The organism is Microbulbifer aggregans (genome assembly GCF_020524005.1).
Taxonomy (GTDB): domain Bacteria; phylum Pseudomonadota; class Gammaproteobacteria; order Pseudomonadales; family Cellvibrionaceae; genus Microbulbifer; species Microbulbifer aggregans_A.
The window spans coordinates 612,087-626,336 of record NZ_JAIVKK010000003.1; the positions used below are offsets into that span (position 1 = coordinate 612,087).

At 55.9% G+C, this 14,250-nt stretch carries 12 protein-coding genes; 6 read left to right on the forward strand and 6 right to left on the reverse strand.

Translation table 11 applies throughout. The annotated features are described in order from the left end of the window. Positions 1–7 precede the first annotated feature (7 nt). Positions 8–952, reverse strand: coding sequence for a hypothetical protein (locus LC093_RS07450; RefSeq protein ID WP_226663746.1), 945 nt, complete (start codon positions 950–952; stop codon positions 8–10). Continuing rightward, positions 910–1,164 carry a hypothetical protein gene (locus tag LC093_RS07455; protein WP_226663748.1) on the reverse strand — a complete coding sequence of 85 codons (255 nt, stop codon included), beginning with the start codon at positions 1,162–1,164 and terminating at the stop codon, positions 910–912. The genes LC093_RS07450 and LC093_RS07455 overlap by 43 nt, the downstream gene beginning before the upstream one ends. A 259-nt stretch (positions 1,165–1,423) precedes the next feature. Between LC093_RS07455 and LC093_RS07460 the strand changes: the two genes are divergently transcribed. Continuing rightward, positions 1,424–2,470, forward strand: a complete 1,047-nt coding sequence (locus tag LC093_RS07460; protein WP_226663749.1) for an NADP-dependent oxidoreductase — start codon at positions 1,424–1,426, stop codon at positions 2,468–2,470. A gap of 49 nt (positions 2,471–2,519) precedes the next feature. Next, complete coding sequence (locus LC093_RS07465) at positions 2,520–3,200, forward strand: type 1 glutamine amidotransferase domain-containing protein (RefSeq protein ID WP_226663751.1); 681 nt, start codon at positions 2,520–2,522, stop codon at positions 3,198–3,200. A gap of 118 nt (positions 3,201–3,318) precedes the next feature. Here the strand turns inward: LC093_RS07465 and LC093_RS07470 are convergent, their stop codons facing one another. Both LC093_RS07470 and LC093_RS07475 read right to left on the reverse strand, forming a co-directional pair. Beyond that, positions 3,319–4,902: a hypothetical protein gene (locus LC093_RS07470; RefSeq protein WP_226663752.1), complete on the reverse strand. Its 1,584-nt coding sequence runs from the start codon at positions 4,900–4,902 to the stop codon at positions 3,319–3,321. 343 nt (positions 4,903–5,245) lie between these two features. Then, positions 5,246–6,706, reverse strand: a complete 1,461-nt coding sequence (locus LC093_RS07475; RefSeq protein WP_226663755.1) for a DEAD/DEAH box helicase — start codon at positions 6,704–6,706, stop codon at positions 5,246–5,248. A gap of 550 nt (positions 6,707–7,256) precedes the next feature. Here LC093_RS07475 and LC093_RS07480 point away from each other — a divergent pair. Continuing rightward, positions 7,257–7,805: a GNAT family N-acetyltransferase gene (locus tag LC093_RS07480; RefSeq protein ID WP_226663756.1), complete on the forward strand. Its 549-nt coding sequence runs from the start codon at positions 7,257–7,259 to the stop codon at positions 7,803–7,805. 232 nt (positions 7,806–8,037) lie between these two features. Then, positions 8,038–8,952 carry a bile acid:sodium symporter family protein gene (locus tag LC093_RS07485; RefSeq protein ID WP_226663758.1) on the forward strand — a complete coding sequence of 305 codons (915 nt, stop codon included), beginning with the start codon at positions 8,038–8,040 and terminating at the stop codon, positions 8,950–8,952. Positions 8,953–8,980: 28 nt separating this feature from the next. On the opposite strand, the gene LC093_RS07490 is transcribed toward LC093_RS07485, so the two are convergent. Continuing rightward, positions 8,981–9,670, reverse strand: coding sequence for a Crp/Fnr family transcriptional regulator (locus tag LC093_RS07490; RefSeq protein WP_226663760.1), 690 nt, complete (start codon positions 9,668–9,670; stop codon positions 8,981–8,983). A gap of 127 nt (positions 9,671–9,797) precedes the next feature. Here LC093_RS07490 and LC093_RS07495 point away from each other — a divergent pair, with 127 nt between their 5' ends. Then, positions 9,798–10,571, forward strand: coding sequence for a class II aldolase/adducin family protein (locus tag LC093_RS07495; RefSeq protein WP_226663762.1), 774 nt, complete (start codon positions 9,798–9,800; stop codon positions 10,569–10,571). A gap of 40 nt (positions 10,572–10,611) precedes the next feature. Beyond that, positions 10,612–11,223 carry an HD domain-containing protein gene (locus LC093_RS07500; RefSeq protein WP_226663764.1) on the forward strand — a complete coding sequence of 204 codons (612 nt, stop codon included), beginning with the start codon at positions 10,612–10,614 and terminating at the stop codon, positions 11,221–11,223. 158 nt (positions 11,224–11,381) lie between these two features. Here LC093_RS07500 and LC093_RS07505 read toward each other — a convergent pair whose 3' ends face one another. Next, positions 11,382–13,961 carry a TonB-dependent receptor gene (locus LC093_RS07505; protein WP_226663766.1) on the reverse strand — a complete coding sequence of 860 codons (2,580 nt, stop codon included), beginning with the start codon at positions 13,959–13,961 and terminating at the stop codon, positions 11,382–11,384. Positions 13,962–14,250: the final 289 nt, after the last annotated feature.

The following is a 14,250-nucleotide window of genomic DNA, read 5'->3' on the forward strand; positions in this document are numbered from 1 at the left end:
CCTGAAATTATTTATTCCCGTAAAAATCCAGCATCTTACCAATATGCTCTCTAACTTTCCCAGACTCATCGCCATCCCCTACCCACCATTCAATTGTACCCGCAACTGGACCATGATCATTGCGGCCTGTCAGGTCCCCAACCTTATCCCACGTATCTGCCCTGGCGAGCAGGGTGCTGTTCAGGCTGTTTTTGGCCAATTGGGTATCGAGCCGGCCCGTTGCGCTGTCATAGCCATGGTCAACGCGAACCAGGCCATTCACAACGTCAAAAGCGGCGACCTGACCACGGGTATTGACATCGACAATACGGTACAACTCATTGCCGGATGCGATATCTTTTACATAGCGAAGATGACCCGTACTTGTGTAGTAGCTCTGAACACCACTGGTTATCGCTTTCCCTGCATTGACAAGCGTTTTATCCAGCGCATCATACTGGCGGTACGGTCGCCCAAGGCCATCGTAACTTGTAGTGCTTACATACTCGCCTTCCGCCCCGCTCTTACCAACAACACTGGCAACGGCGCTCGAACGGCCATAGGAGTCATAGGAGTAGAGCTCACAGTACTCGGCAGACCCAAGATAGCACTGCTCATCTGAGCTGCTTTGGGAGTGAACTACTGCGGTGATCTTACCCAGGGCATTCGCAACCGTTTCACCAGCAGCCCCTTTTTCGTCATAGTACCAGCGCGTATGGAACTCTTCTTTTGCCCCACCCGCTTTAAAATCCGTACGGCGAATCGGGCGACCATACTGGTCGGAGTCTGTAGCCGTTTTTTGATTATCGGCATTGGTCTGGACGATAACATCGCCATAAGCATTGTATTCATGCTGCCATGTCCCTTTATCAGGATCTGTCATTGCAGCCTTTCTGCCACGCTTATCGTATTCGGTCGAAATCGTAATATTCAGCGCTTCGCCAGTCCGGCCATGGTTGATGATTTTATCCACCAGACCCGCCGCCGCGTATTGGTACTCGATTTTCCCCGACTGTGATCGAGAACATACATGGTTTCACCGAGGTTTTTTTCATTATTTGCATATGTGTTTTTAATTTCTAAGAAAATCTCTCCCACCAAAATTAAATACCGATCTCCGGCTTCTTTTACTTCCTCGGCATCACCCCCAAGGGCACCGGCGCGGCGACCGCGGCCAGCAATCATTCACCACGTTTTATGTAGATAAAAGTGCACTCTGCGTTAGTGTCAACACGCTTACTCAACTCACACTGGACTACATGGCGAGTAAAGTGTCCAACTGGTGGCCGACGGTGGGCAACCCGCCGTCCCTGCCCCAAACTCACCCGAAGCACTCCTTCTAATGAAGCCGCCTGACATAGCAAACGGTTACTAGCCGAACCGTCTTATTGAACGAATCCCACCGGAAACCGACTACAACTTAACGAGTAACGGAGACCGCCCCATGAGCCTGAACCAGTCCAAAGATCACAATCGCCGCCTGGTCCTCGCGTCTCGCCCCGTAGGCGCGCCGAGCCCGGATAATTTTCGCCTCGAGCAGGCTGATATTCCCCGCCCAGCAGATGGGCAGGTGTTGTTGCGTACCGTATTTCTTTCCCTCGATCCCTATATGCGCGGCCGTATGAGTGACGCACCGTCCTATGCCGAACCAGTGGCCATTGGCGATGTAATGGTGGGCGGTACCGTGAATCGAGTGGTAGAGTCGCGCCTCGATGGGTTTGAGACCGGCGACTGGGTACTGTCCTATACCTGTGGCTGGCAGGACTACGCACTCTCGGACGGCGAGATGCTGGTCAACCTCGGTAAAAATCCCCCACAACCGTCGCTGGCACTGGGGATACTCGGTATGCCGGGTTTCACCGCCTACATGGGCCTACTGGATATTGGCGCCCCGAAAGAAGGCGAAACTCTTGTGGTCGCATCCGCGACCGGACCGGTGGGCGCAACCGTAGGCCAGATCGGCAAACTTAAAGGCTGTCGTACCGTCGGGGTTGCCGGTGGTGCAGAGAAATGTCGCTTCGCGGTGGAGGAACTGGGCTTCGATGCGTGCATCGACCACTACGCAGATGATTTCGCTGAACAACTGGCTGCCGCATGCCCGAGCGGGATCGATGTGTACTACGAGAATGTCGGAGGCAAGGTTTTAGACGGCGTGTTGCCGCTGTTGAACACCGGTGCACGCGTTCCGGTATGCGGGCTGATCTCCCAATACAACGCCACCAACCTGCCCGAAGGGCCGGATCGGCTGGGGATGCTGATGGGATTGATTCTGGTCAAACGTCTGAAAGTCCAGGGGTTCATCATTTTTGATGATTACGGGCACCGCTACGACGAGTTTTACCAGGAAATGTCCCGCTGGTACGCCGAGGGTAAAATCAAATACCGCGAACAGATCGTCGACAACCTTGAGCAGGCCCCTGAAGCATTTATCGGTATGCTGGAAGGCAAGAACTTCGGCAAGCTGGTGATCCGGGTCGGCAGCGACGACTGAATTACCCGAAATCTATTCCAACCTGAAATGCAGTAACGCAGGTAAGCCTATGAAAATTCTGATGGTGCTCACTTCCCACGACCAGCTCGGAGACACCGGCCACAAAACCGGCTTCTGGCTGGAGGAGTTTGCCGCCCCCTATTACGTCTTTAAGGATGCGGGTGCCGATATCACGCTGGCGTCCCCCAAAGGTGGCCAACCGCCGCTGGATCCCAAAAGTGACGACCCGGATGCACAGACCGACGCCACCCGACGATTCGCCACAGACACAGAAAGCAAGGCGCAGTTGGCCAACACGCTTCCCCTGGCGGAGGTCAATGCCGACGCATTCGACGCCGTGTTTTATCCCGGGGGACATGGACCTCTTTGGGACCTTGCGGAAAACGAACACTCGATCGAGCTGATCGAGCAGTTCTTCACCGCGAAAAAGCCGGTAGCCGCGGTGTGCCACGCCCCGGGCGTATTCCGTCATGTACGGGCAGAAAACGGTATTTCACTGGTTGCGGGCAAGGAAGTGACCGGATTCAGCAACAGTGAAGAGGAGGCGGTGGGGCTCACCGATGTGGTGCCTTTTCTGGTCGAAGACATGCTGCAGAAAAATGGCGGCCACTACAGTAAAGCAAATGACTGGGAGGGCCACGTCGTACGTGACGGTCTGCTGATCACAGGCCAGAACCCCGCCTCCTCCGAAGGTACGGCGAGAGTATTATTGGATGCGCTGTCTGGCTGATGCATCTGGTACTCACTAAAACTAAAAAAATGGCCGGTATCCATACCGGCCATTTTTTATTTTCGCCATCGCGGCAAACGAATTTTACTCAACCCAGTTTGCCGTGAATGGTCACCACTCAGTGCGCGCGAGCGCGGCGTGATTTCATCAGTTCTTTATACCGCGCAGCACTACTGCTGGTTACGGTGCTGGTAGTGGTGGCAGACAGGGTGCGCAACATCACCGGCTGTACTTCAGCAGTACTCGCACAGTCTTCCAACAGGCAGCTCAGAATAAACTGACGGTCGTCCAGCTCCTGGAAACGACGCAGTTCACCGGTTACCGGGTCTTCGACAAAGAAGGGCTCATCCTCTCCCGTGCTCAGGTTGCGTTCAACGCCGGTCAGGAATGGGGAAAGCACAGCTACTTCTCCAGCAGCACGCTGTTCCACATGATTGAATTCCGTATCGGTTTCCGTACCGTGGCAACCGCTACAGGTGTTCAGGCTGACAATATGGCGGGCTTCATTGTTCTCGATGCCCGGGCCATCCCAAGCGGAGATAGGCATTGCGAACGCGCCGATTTCCACGTCGGAAGCGCCACCCAGCAGCGGCTCACCGGCAAACGTCAGCGGCACTTCATAGCTGCCGTCGAGGATTTCGGCTTCCGCACTGTTCACATAATCGGCAAACAGTTGAGTACCGTTCACAGAATCGGCCGGGGTCTGGGCCACAGTGGCCGGTTCCAGCAGGCCGGTTTCTGCGCTCAGTTTGAACTCGCGCAACTGCCAGGGATCATCAAACGGCAATTCATTGGTACGCAGCTGGTTCAGAGCGCTGCCATTGGGCTTATGGGGAACCACATTTTTGCCAGTGAAACGGCTGGTGAGTTCGATCAGTTGCTGGTTGTACTGTTCGCCAAACTCGAGAGCACCGAGGGCATGGAAAGCCTCCGCCCACTCCAGCAACTCCTCTTCTGAGTTGGCTTCCAGGCCGTACTCAAAGATCACCTTGGCCGGCAGCGTGCCGCCATTCGAAGGCTGATTGAAGCTGAAGACAAAGCGCGCCTCACCACCGCTGATTACATTCCCTGCGGCGTCACGCTTGTGCAGGTCCGGGCGGTAGGCGATGGCGAGCAGGCGGAACACCTCGATGTCGAAGTTGAGCGCATCGCTGGTGCCCTGGCTCATGCTAAAGCTCCGGCCACGCCAAGGTTCGATAATCAACGAATTGATCCCAGGGCGTACGCCAACCACATCCTCGTTGATCACCTGCTGGTTGAGGAAGCTGTTGAGCCAGTGCATGACAAACACTTCTTTCTCAGCATCGGTCGGGTTTTCCTGCGGCATCATCTGTTCAATCAGATGGTTCCAGGACAGGGCACCGCTGATCGCGTGCTCGGAGTCCACGACGGAGAGGTCGCGGATCATCAGTTCTTTTTCGATCACCACTTCGTGAAATTCCGGCAGGCACTCGCCGTCGAGCGTCCATTCGCCCCACTCGCTGCTGTGAGTGGAAGGCTGGGAATTCTGGTTCCACCATTTTGCGGTGTAGCGCTGCGTGCCCTCCACCACCTGGGCGCCTGCGGCATACGCGTTGGCGGGCACCCACTCGGATACGCCGGAGCAGCTGACTTGTACAGTCTGCGCCGACGCGGAAAAAGAACATGTGGCGGCAACCGCCAGGGCCAACGCGGACGCGCCGGCGCGGAAAGATTGGTACATAACTCTGTCCCTACTGCAGGATCGCGTGCGACCCCTGGTACTACACATGTGCGCCCACTCCGGACGCACTTGAAAAGCCTGGACTACACACAGGCGAACCACTTCACACCAAAACCTCAAATGACAACGCTGTCATTGGCGTGAAAAATACTAATACCAGTGGGTCACCGAAGTCATACGATATAAAGTCAGGTAAGACAGGATGAGAGAAGAAGGAGTTTGGAATAGGAAGCTGTGGCAGCCACAAGTCGCGAGCTGGCACAGCTTTCCACGTAAGTAGCAGCTCACAAAAAAAGCGGACTAAAAGTCCGCTTTTCAGAAAAATGCCGCCTGTTCTGTTCGATCAGGCCGTTTCGCTCCGACGTGGGCGACGCGGGCGACTGCGTTGCTCAGAGCCTCCGGCGCGGTTGCCGTCCTGACGATTACCGTTGCGGTTACCGTTGCTGGAGGAACGCGTATTTTTGTCCGAGCGTTCGCCACGCGCCTGCTGGTTGCCACGACCTTCAGAGCGCTCAGAGCGGTTGCCTTGACGACCTTCGCCACTACCGGACCGGTTGCCAGCGTTATTCCCACCAGAACCGTTACGACGGCTCGATGGCTTCTTGCGCGGGGCGCCATCGCGGCGAACCTGCGCTCCGCGCCCTGCTTTACCACCGGACTCTGGCAGCTGGTGATCGGGTTCGAAACCTTCGATCTCTTCGCGCTCGATCTGCTTATTGATCAGCTTCTCAATATCGCGCAGCTGCTTGATTTCATCCGCAGAAACCAGGGATACCGCCTGGCCACGTGCGCCTGCGCGGCCGGTACGGCCAATACGGTGCACGTAATCTTCCGGAACATTCGGCAGGTCGAAGTTCACTACCTGCGGCAGCTGGTCGATGTCGATGCCGCGGGCTGCAATATCGGTGGCCACAAGAATCTGTACTTTACCGGACTTGAAGTCCGCCAGGGCTTTGGTACGCGCATTCTGGCTCTTGTTGCCGTGAATCGCCGCCGCACTGATTTTGCCACTCTCCAGCTGCTTCACCAGTCGGTTAGCACCGTGCTTGGTGCGGCTGAATACCAGCGCCTGGTGCCAGTTGTTTTCGCGAATCAGATGGCTCAGCAGAGCCGGCTTGCGCGCCTTGTCCACCGGGTGCAATTTCTGGCGCACGGTTTCGGTGGTGGTATTGCGCGGGCTTACATCAATTTCTACCGGATCGTTCACCAGCCCTTTGGCCAGTGCGCGAATTTCCGGAGAGAAAGTCGCGGAGAACAGCAGGTTCTGACGCTTTGCCGGCAGGATGCGCAGAATTTTTTTGATGTCGTGGATAAAGCCCATATCGAGCATACGATCCGCTTCATCCAGCACCAGAGCTTCCAGGCGATCAAACTTGATCGCGCGCTGGTTGAACAGGTCGAGCAAACGGCCCGGGGTGGCTACAAGAATGTCCGCTCCGCCGCGCAGGCGCATCATTTGCGGATTGATTTTCACACCGCCAAATACCACAGAGTGGCGCATGGGAAGGTGTTGGCTGTAGCTCTGTACATTGTCGAACACCTGCGCCGCCAGCTCGCGGGTTGGAGTCAACACCAGAGCCCGCACCTGGTTGCTGCGCGCACGCTCGCCAGCGCTGAGCCGGTGCAGCAGAGGCAGGGTAAAGCCCGCCGTTTTACCGGTGCCAGTCTGTGCGGCCGCCATTACATCGCCGCCGCGCATGACCACCGGGATGGCCTGGGACTGAATCGGGGTAGGTTGGGTATAGCCCTGCTCCGCTACGGCGCGGGCCAATTCCGGCGCAAGGCCGAGGTCTTCAAATAACATAAAACTACTTGATATAGATTGTGGGGCCTCGCAGTGCACTGATCCCTAAAGGGGAGGAGCCGACTGCACAGGCAGAATAATTCACAGGAGGTGCGAGGCAGGTGTCTTTACGCTTGCGCGTTGCGCATTTCGCAGGACTTTCACCGGGCACGCCGCCGCGGGCATTAGCCAGAAATTCCTCTCTGGCACTTTGCGGCATTCAGTAGAAGAGGGTCGGATACGATAAATGAAATATTGTTCCGAAACAGAGCCGGGAAACAGTCCGGCCTACAGATGACGCAGCTGGCGATATGGCCAGCCGCGGCACTATAACACAAGGCTGCAGACTACCTAGTTTTATTTTGGCGCAGGCAATCGCAACGCTAATTACTGGCAGCATCGGATAAAAAACAGGGAAGACCTTGGGAGCCATATACGGTCACCGTACCCTTCAGTCAGGATCGGCCAATATTGGTCGCAACAATCGGTAACCGGAAAAATAGTGAGCCACCGATTGAGCACGCTTAGATTGACGGTGTTCCAACCGTGGTAAACGGGGAGGTATTTCGCGATGACCGGCTCGAAGAACAAACATGCCAACGGGGACCTTTACAGCACGCGCTATACACTGAGAGATGGTCGGCAGGTGCTCATTCGTCCTGTGTGCAGCTCTGACGGCGATTTGGAGCGCGACCTGATCAGTGGGCTCTCTGCTGACTCCAGTCGTATGCGCTTTCTCGGTGGCATCGGTCAGGTCAGTAAGCAGCTGATGAAAATTCTCACCGACAATGACCCGCAACACGAAGCCTATATTGCCCTTGCCGAAGACGAGACCGGTAACGAGCGCGCGGTCGGTGTTGCCAACTTCGCCTGTGACCCTGACGGCCACTCCTGCGAATGTGCCGTGGTGGTTGCCGACGAATGGCAAAATGCCGGACTGGGCAAACACCTGCTGCACGAATTAATTGAAGCCGCACGCGACGACGGCCTCGACGAAATCTACTCTATCGAATCCGCCGGTAACAACGCCATCGACCACGTGGCCAGAGAGCTCGGCTTCGACTGCCATGCGGACCCCCGTGATTACACGATGGTGCGATACAGTCTCCACCTGCGCTGACAGCAGGCACCCTGGCGACGCGAACAATCAGACGCGAACTATCAAAAGCATCCCTAAAAGCTGAAAACAGGCAAGGCGGCAGCAGCAACTGCCGCTTTTTTACCGTCCGCTGAACTGTAAAAAAATTTACATTCTGAAACTCTGAATGGCGCCTACAATGCCGGGAGCGATGCAAACCAGTACAGCTGGTCTATAACAACTACACCCAATAATAAAAACGGAGGTTCCCCCAATGGAATCCGGCCCCCTGATCTCTATCGGCCTGCCGATCTCCCTGTTCATCATCATGATCGGTATCGGCATGACCCTGACCGCGCGCGACTTTCATCAGGTCACGGTAAAACCCACCGGATTGATTATCGGTACCCTCACCCAGATTCTGATCATGCCACTGGCCGCTTTCGCGCTTGCATGGGCTCTGCAGCTGTCACCCGCCATGGCCGTAGGCCTGGTCATCATTGCCGCCTGTCCCGGCGGAACCACCTCGAACCTGTTTACCCTGCTGGCACGGGGCAACGTGGCGCTGTCCATTGTCCTGACGGTTTCCGCGAGTCTGATTACCATCATGTCGCTGCCGTTCTTCGCCAACTATGCCCTGCGAACCTATTACGACACGCAGCAGGAAATCGTGCTGCCATTTTTGAAAACGGTTGTGATGCTGTCGGTCATTGTATTGCTGCCGGTTGCTACCGGTATGGCGATCAAAGCCATGAAACCGGCGCTTGCGGCACGTGCGGAGAGTATTGTGAGTATCTTCGGCGCAGTGGTGATGGGTGTACTGATCGTTGCCGTTATCTACGGTATTCGCGACCGCTTCGTCGACCTTCTGATCCAGTCCGGTCCGGCGGCTATCGCGCTGAATGTACTGGGTATCGGTCTGGGACTGCTGTGCGCCAGGCTGGCCGGATTAACCAAGCGCGAAGGGCTGGCCGTGGCCACCGAACTGGGCATCAAGAACGGCACCCTCGGGTTGATGGTTACCCTGACCCTGATGCAATCCAGCGAGATGTCCGTGCCATCGGCTATCTATGGCGTGATCATGTTCCCTATCGGCTTCCTGTTGGCCGCCTACGGGCGCCGCATTGTAGGCAAGGATAACGCAGAGGAAAGCGTTACAGACAAGGCACAAACCGTAAACGGGATTTAACTGCGACGGAGACGACGGACCGGATTTATCACTCCAGTCCGTCGACATATTTTTCCAGTTGTGCAGGATCCGTAATGGTCACCCGCCCGTACTCGAATTCGATAAGTCCCTGTGCTTCGATATTTTTCAGCACTCGGTGCACCCCCTGGCGGGTCATTCCCATCATATTGGCCAGCAATTCCCTGGTCAGCGCAAAGCTGACGCCACTACTGTCATCGCTGCGATTGTGCATATGTGCCAGGAACAGCAGCCGGCGACCGATCCGCGCTTCGGTCCCCCGCAGCACATCGTCCTGAATCACCGACATCGCAGACCACAGGCGGCGACTCACCTGGTCGAGCACCACGGGGTAGGCTTCCGGGAAACACTTCAGCAGATCCCGCAACCCTTCTCCAGACACCTCGACGACCCGGCAATCCTCATGGGCAGTGGCGCCAAATACCCGTGGCATTCCAGGGGAAAATACCGTGTCCCCAAACCAGGCGCCAACATCCAGAATCGCCAGCATGGCTTCGCGCCCCTTGGCATTACTGGAGCAGATACGCACCCGGCCCTCAGCAATGATGCACAGGTTGCTCTGCATGGAGCCCGGCGGGTAAATGATCTCACCCGCGGAGTAGGCACGGCTGCGGCACAGCGGCAGTAGCGAGGCCTTTGCCTCCTCACTCAACCCCGCCAAAAGCGGACAGGTACCAATGATCGTCAGCAGGTCACTCATGGAATCCAACTAAACACCGGACAGAGAATCGGAAGCAAAGTGTAAACGAATTGACAGTCATAGGCCCGGTGGCATTTCTAGAATGCCACTGCAGAGCAATAAAACCCTAAGAACCAGAGAGAAAACCATGCACCCGAATTTTGACTCCATTCCGTCTCTCGAAGGCAAGGTCAGTGCGGAAGAGTGGCAGCTGCGCGTCGACCTCGCTGCAGCCTATCGCCTGATTGCCCACTACGGCTGGGACGAAATTGTATTCACCCACCTGTCGGTACGTATTCCCGGCCCCGAGCACCACTTTCTGATCAACCCGTTCGGCGCGCTGTTCGAAGAAATTACCGCCTCCAGTCTGGTAAAAATTGACGTCAACGGCGAGAAGGTCGACGACAGCCCCTTCCCGGTCAACCCGGCAGGCTTCACCATCCACAGCGCCATCCACGAAGCCCGTGAAGATGCCCAGTGCGTGATGCACACCCATACCACTGCGGGCGTGGCCGTGGCGGCCCAGTGCGAAGGGCTGCTGCCGCTGTCACAGCAATCCCTGTTTCCACTGTCGAACCTCGCCTACCACGATTACGAGGGGATCGCCGTGCGGGAAGACGAGAAAGCGCGTCTGGTACGGGATCTCGGCACGGCCAATTACATGATACTGCGCAATCACGGCCTGCTGACCTGCGGTGCCAGCGTGGCCGACGCATTCCTGTTTATGTTCGTGCTGCAAAAGTCCTGTGAAATTCAGGTCGCCGCGCTCGCCGGTGACCGCCCACTGACGCCGGTGCCACAACCGATCATCGACAAGATTATTGGTGAAGGAAACAAGGTCACCAGCAACCTGGGCGGCCAAATCGCCTGGCCGGGCCTGCTGCGTAAACTCGACCGCATGGACCCCAGCTACCGTCGCTGACTTTCCACGGACGCTGTCAATAAATTACGAGAGAAAAACAATGGAACATACCAACGAAAAGCATGCGCAGTTTTCCCATATGGAAAACGGCACTCCCGAAGACTGGAAATGTATCGCCGATGCGTTCGGCCCGTTTGCGCAAAAGTTGCCTCAGCGTATTATCGCCCACCTGAAACTACTCGATGGCGACTACGGCGGCTTCCCGGTAGATCGCCTTACCCACTGCCTGCAAACCGCGACCTTTGCCTATCGCGACGGCAAGGACGAAGAGTACGTGGTGTGCGCGCTGCTGCATGACATCGGCGACACCCTGGGTAGTTACAACCACGCCGATGTAGCGGCCGTTCTATTGGAACCGTTCGTGAGTGAAGCGAACCACTGGATGATCAAGCATCACGCGATCTTCCAGGGCTATTACTTCTTCCACTACCTGGGCATGGAAAGAAACCTGCGCGACCAGTATCGGGATCACGAACATTTCGCCCGCACGCTGGAATTTATCGAGAAATACGATGCCCCGGCGTTCGATGCCGAAGGTGAAGTGTTGCCGCTGGAATTTTTCGAGCCGATGATCGAACGTGTGTTCGCTCAGCCGAAAAAGTCCCTGTACAAGAAAGCTGTCGAACAAAATATGACAGCAACCGCAGAGTAAGCGGACAAGCCCGGCCATCAATCCGATAGTCGGGCGCAGTCCGATCCAGAAACTTGTACCCCCTACAGCAAAAAGACCGGTAGGTTTCCCTACCGGCCCCACAATCGATGCAGGGAAGTACAAGGTGAATCGTTTATAAAGTTGGCTATACAGCCAGATTAAAATTTCATACTCGCGCCAACGTAATAGCGCGCACCAAACTCATCGACACTGTGGATAATGCCGTAGTTAGGCAGACGCTGTACCAGCGGCTCATTGAAGATATTGACGGCTTCGAAAGAGACATCCAGATTATCCAGTGCATGCCAGATCAGTGAGGCATCGACCTGGTCGTAATTGTCATACTCGCTGTCGGCACCACTGCTGTTGTAATTACTGTGCCATCCATCCCTTGCGTTGTAGGCAACACGCGCACTGATCAGATCATTTTCGTAATAACCAGACAGGTTGTACGAGTTGCGTGACACTTCATCTACTGCCACTTCCTGACCCGCGGAGTTGGTCACAGAACTGTCCGTGTAAGTGTAGTTCGCCTGCACCCCGAAGCCGTTGCCGAGATCGTGCTGATACTGTAACTCGATACCGGTAATGTCTGCGGTACCCACGTTGCGCGCGCGTGTCACGCGGCAGGTCTGGGAACAGCCTTCCAGCGGTTCGAGAGCCGTCGTCTGTTCGATGTAATCACTGATGTTTTTATGGAACAGAGTCGCACCTACAACGGAAGCATCGGTGAAGTACCACTCAACACCCATGTCGTAGTTGTCGGACTTATACGGGTCCAGGTCCGGGCTGCCTACGGTAGCCTCAGCAATGTTGACCACGATGGTGGAAGCCATCTGCATGTCGTCATAGTCCGGACGGGATACGGTAGAGCCTGCGGCAAAGCGGAACAGCAGGTCTTCGGTGATATCCGCTACCAGGTTGATGCTCGGCAGCAGGTTGGTGTAATCCCGCTCACCCTTCGCAGGCTCGCCATCAATGCGACCGGAAGACAAGACCGTGGTATCCACGAGTCGCAGGCCCACGTTACCGCGGAATCCATTGCCCTCGAAATTGGCCTTGGCGTAGGCCGCGGTGATTTCTTCGGTAATCGAGAAATCGCTGGTAACGGTGATGGTATCGGCGCGATTGGCATAACCGTAGTCCCAGATACCACCGTTGATCACGGCGAAGGAACCCAGGCTGCCACTACGGCCTTCCTGGTCGTGCAATCCGGATACCACACCACCATTGAAATCCGCCAGGGTCAGGCCATCCGCCATCGCCGCAGCCAGATCAACATCGCGGTTATCCACACGACCGAGATACGTCTGGTCCTGCAGTTTCAAACCGGTGTCCACGGTGGTGAAAATGCCCTTATTCATATCCACAGAGAAGTCCGCCTGGAAATACTCGATTTCGTTCTGGCGGATGTTGTCGAGGAAAGTGAATTCCTGGAACAACTGGAAGCGGCTGTGATCGGTGACATAGGTCGGATCGGTGGGAATGATTTCGTGGGCATCGGTCAGATCAAAGCTGAAACCGGTGCTCGCGCGATCATTCAGATCGCCCCACCAGGTACTGGTCTGCGGGGTGAAACTGTCTGCTTCAGAGCGACCGATCACCACGTGGGAACGCCAGCCCTGACCTTCGTAATCCATCGCCAGGTTCAGCGCATCGGTTTCCATCTGCGGTTTGCGCAGTACCGAGTTGTTGAAGAAAGGCACACCGCCTTCGGCCAGATTACCCGGCACTACCGTAGCGCTGGTCACGGCGCCCTGAGCATTGGTGACAACGGAATCCGCATCCAGGTAAGCGCCGTTAAAATCGGGAATCGCAAACAGTGCGGTGTTGATGTGTTCGTTGTCCAGACTGAACAGGTTGTAGTCCAGGGAGAAGGTCAGCGCATCGCTCGGTGAAAATTGTACGGTTAACTGACTGCTTTCCCGCTCGCGCTCTTCATCAAACAGGATTGATGCCATGCCCCAGGTCATATTGTGGGTTGCGCCATTGGAGTCCGGCACATGGTCGTAGGGGGGGGCAAAAGAACTCAGGGTTTCACGAATAACCCGCTGCTGCTCAGAAGAGTGGGCGAGCAGCACACCGAACGTGGAGTCTGCATTTTTCCAGCTCACCAGTCCTGAGTAGGCCGGCATCCAGTCCTCACCAGCTTCGCTGTAACCGTTTTCCACAGAAGCCGTCGCGGTGAACTCATCCATTTCCAGCGGTTTGCGCGTGCGCAGGTTTACGGTGCCGCCCAGAGCACCTTCGTTCAGACTGGGATCTACAGACTTGTATACATCCATGCCGGCAATCTGCTCGGCAGACAGCAGCTCGAAGTTGAAGCTGCGGTTGGTACCGCCGAGGTCGAACCAGCCAACGCTGGCCACGTTCTGGCCGTTCAGCAGAACCACACTGTGTTGTGGTGCAGTGCCGCGAACCGTTACCCCGTTCACCTCGCCGAAGCCTCGCACCACGGTTACACCCGGTACCCGCTGCAAGGCGTCACCAATGTTTTTGTCGGGGAACTTGCCGATATCCTCGGCGGAGACCGAGTCGATCACCGAATCCGCATCGCGCTTGCTGTCCAGCGCGCTACGCAGGCTGCCGCGAATACCGGTAACCTGAATTTCTTCCAATGCAGCTTCCTGTGCATAGCCTGGCACGGTGATACCGGCCAGTGCCAGTGCACTGATGGATCCATAGCGGAGCGCCATTTTATTGGCACTTTGAATGGCCGCTTTCAGTCTGACTGACATAGTGAGTCCTCTTATTTTTATGAAGAAAAGCCAAGCTCCCCCCTCTAACCCCCTGGGTCGACTGGATCTCCAGTTTTAACGAGCTGAAATTAGTCTATGCATTAGACTAATATTATGTCAATCAAATTTACTTATTATTTATTTGCCGTGAAACCGGCTTGGGGCGGGACGAAAGCGCACCGCACGAGTAGCGGCACAGGTAAGACAGGAATGGCTGAAAAATCCTTGGAAAAAGATTCGGTTATCAGCCAGCCACTCCTTTCATTCGATATTTTACGAAAAGCGAAGC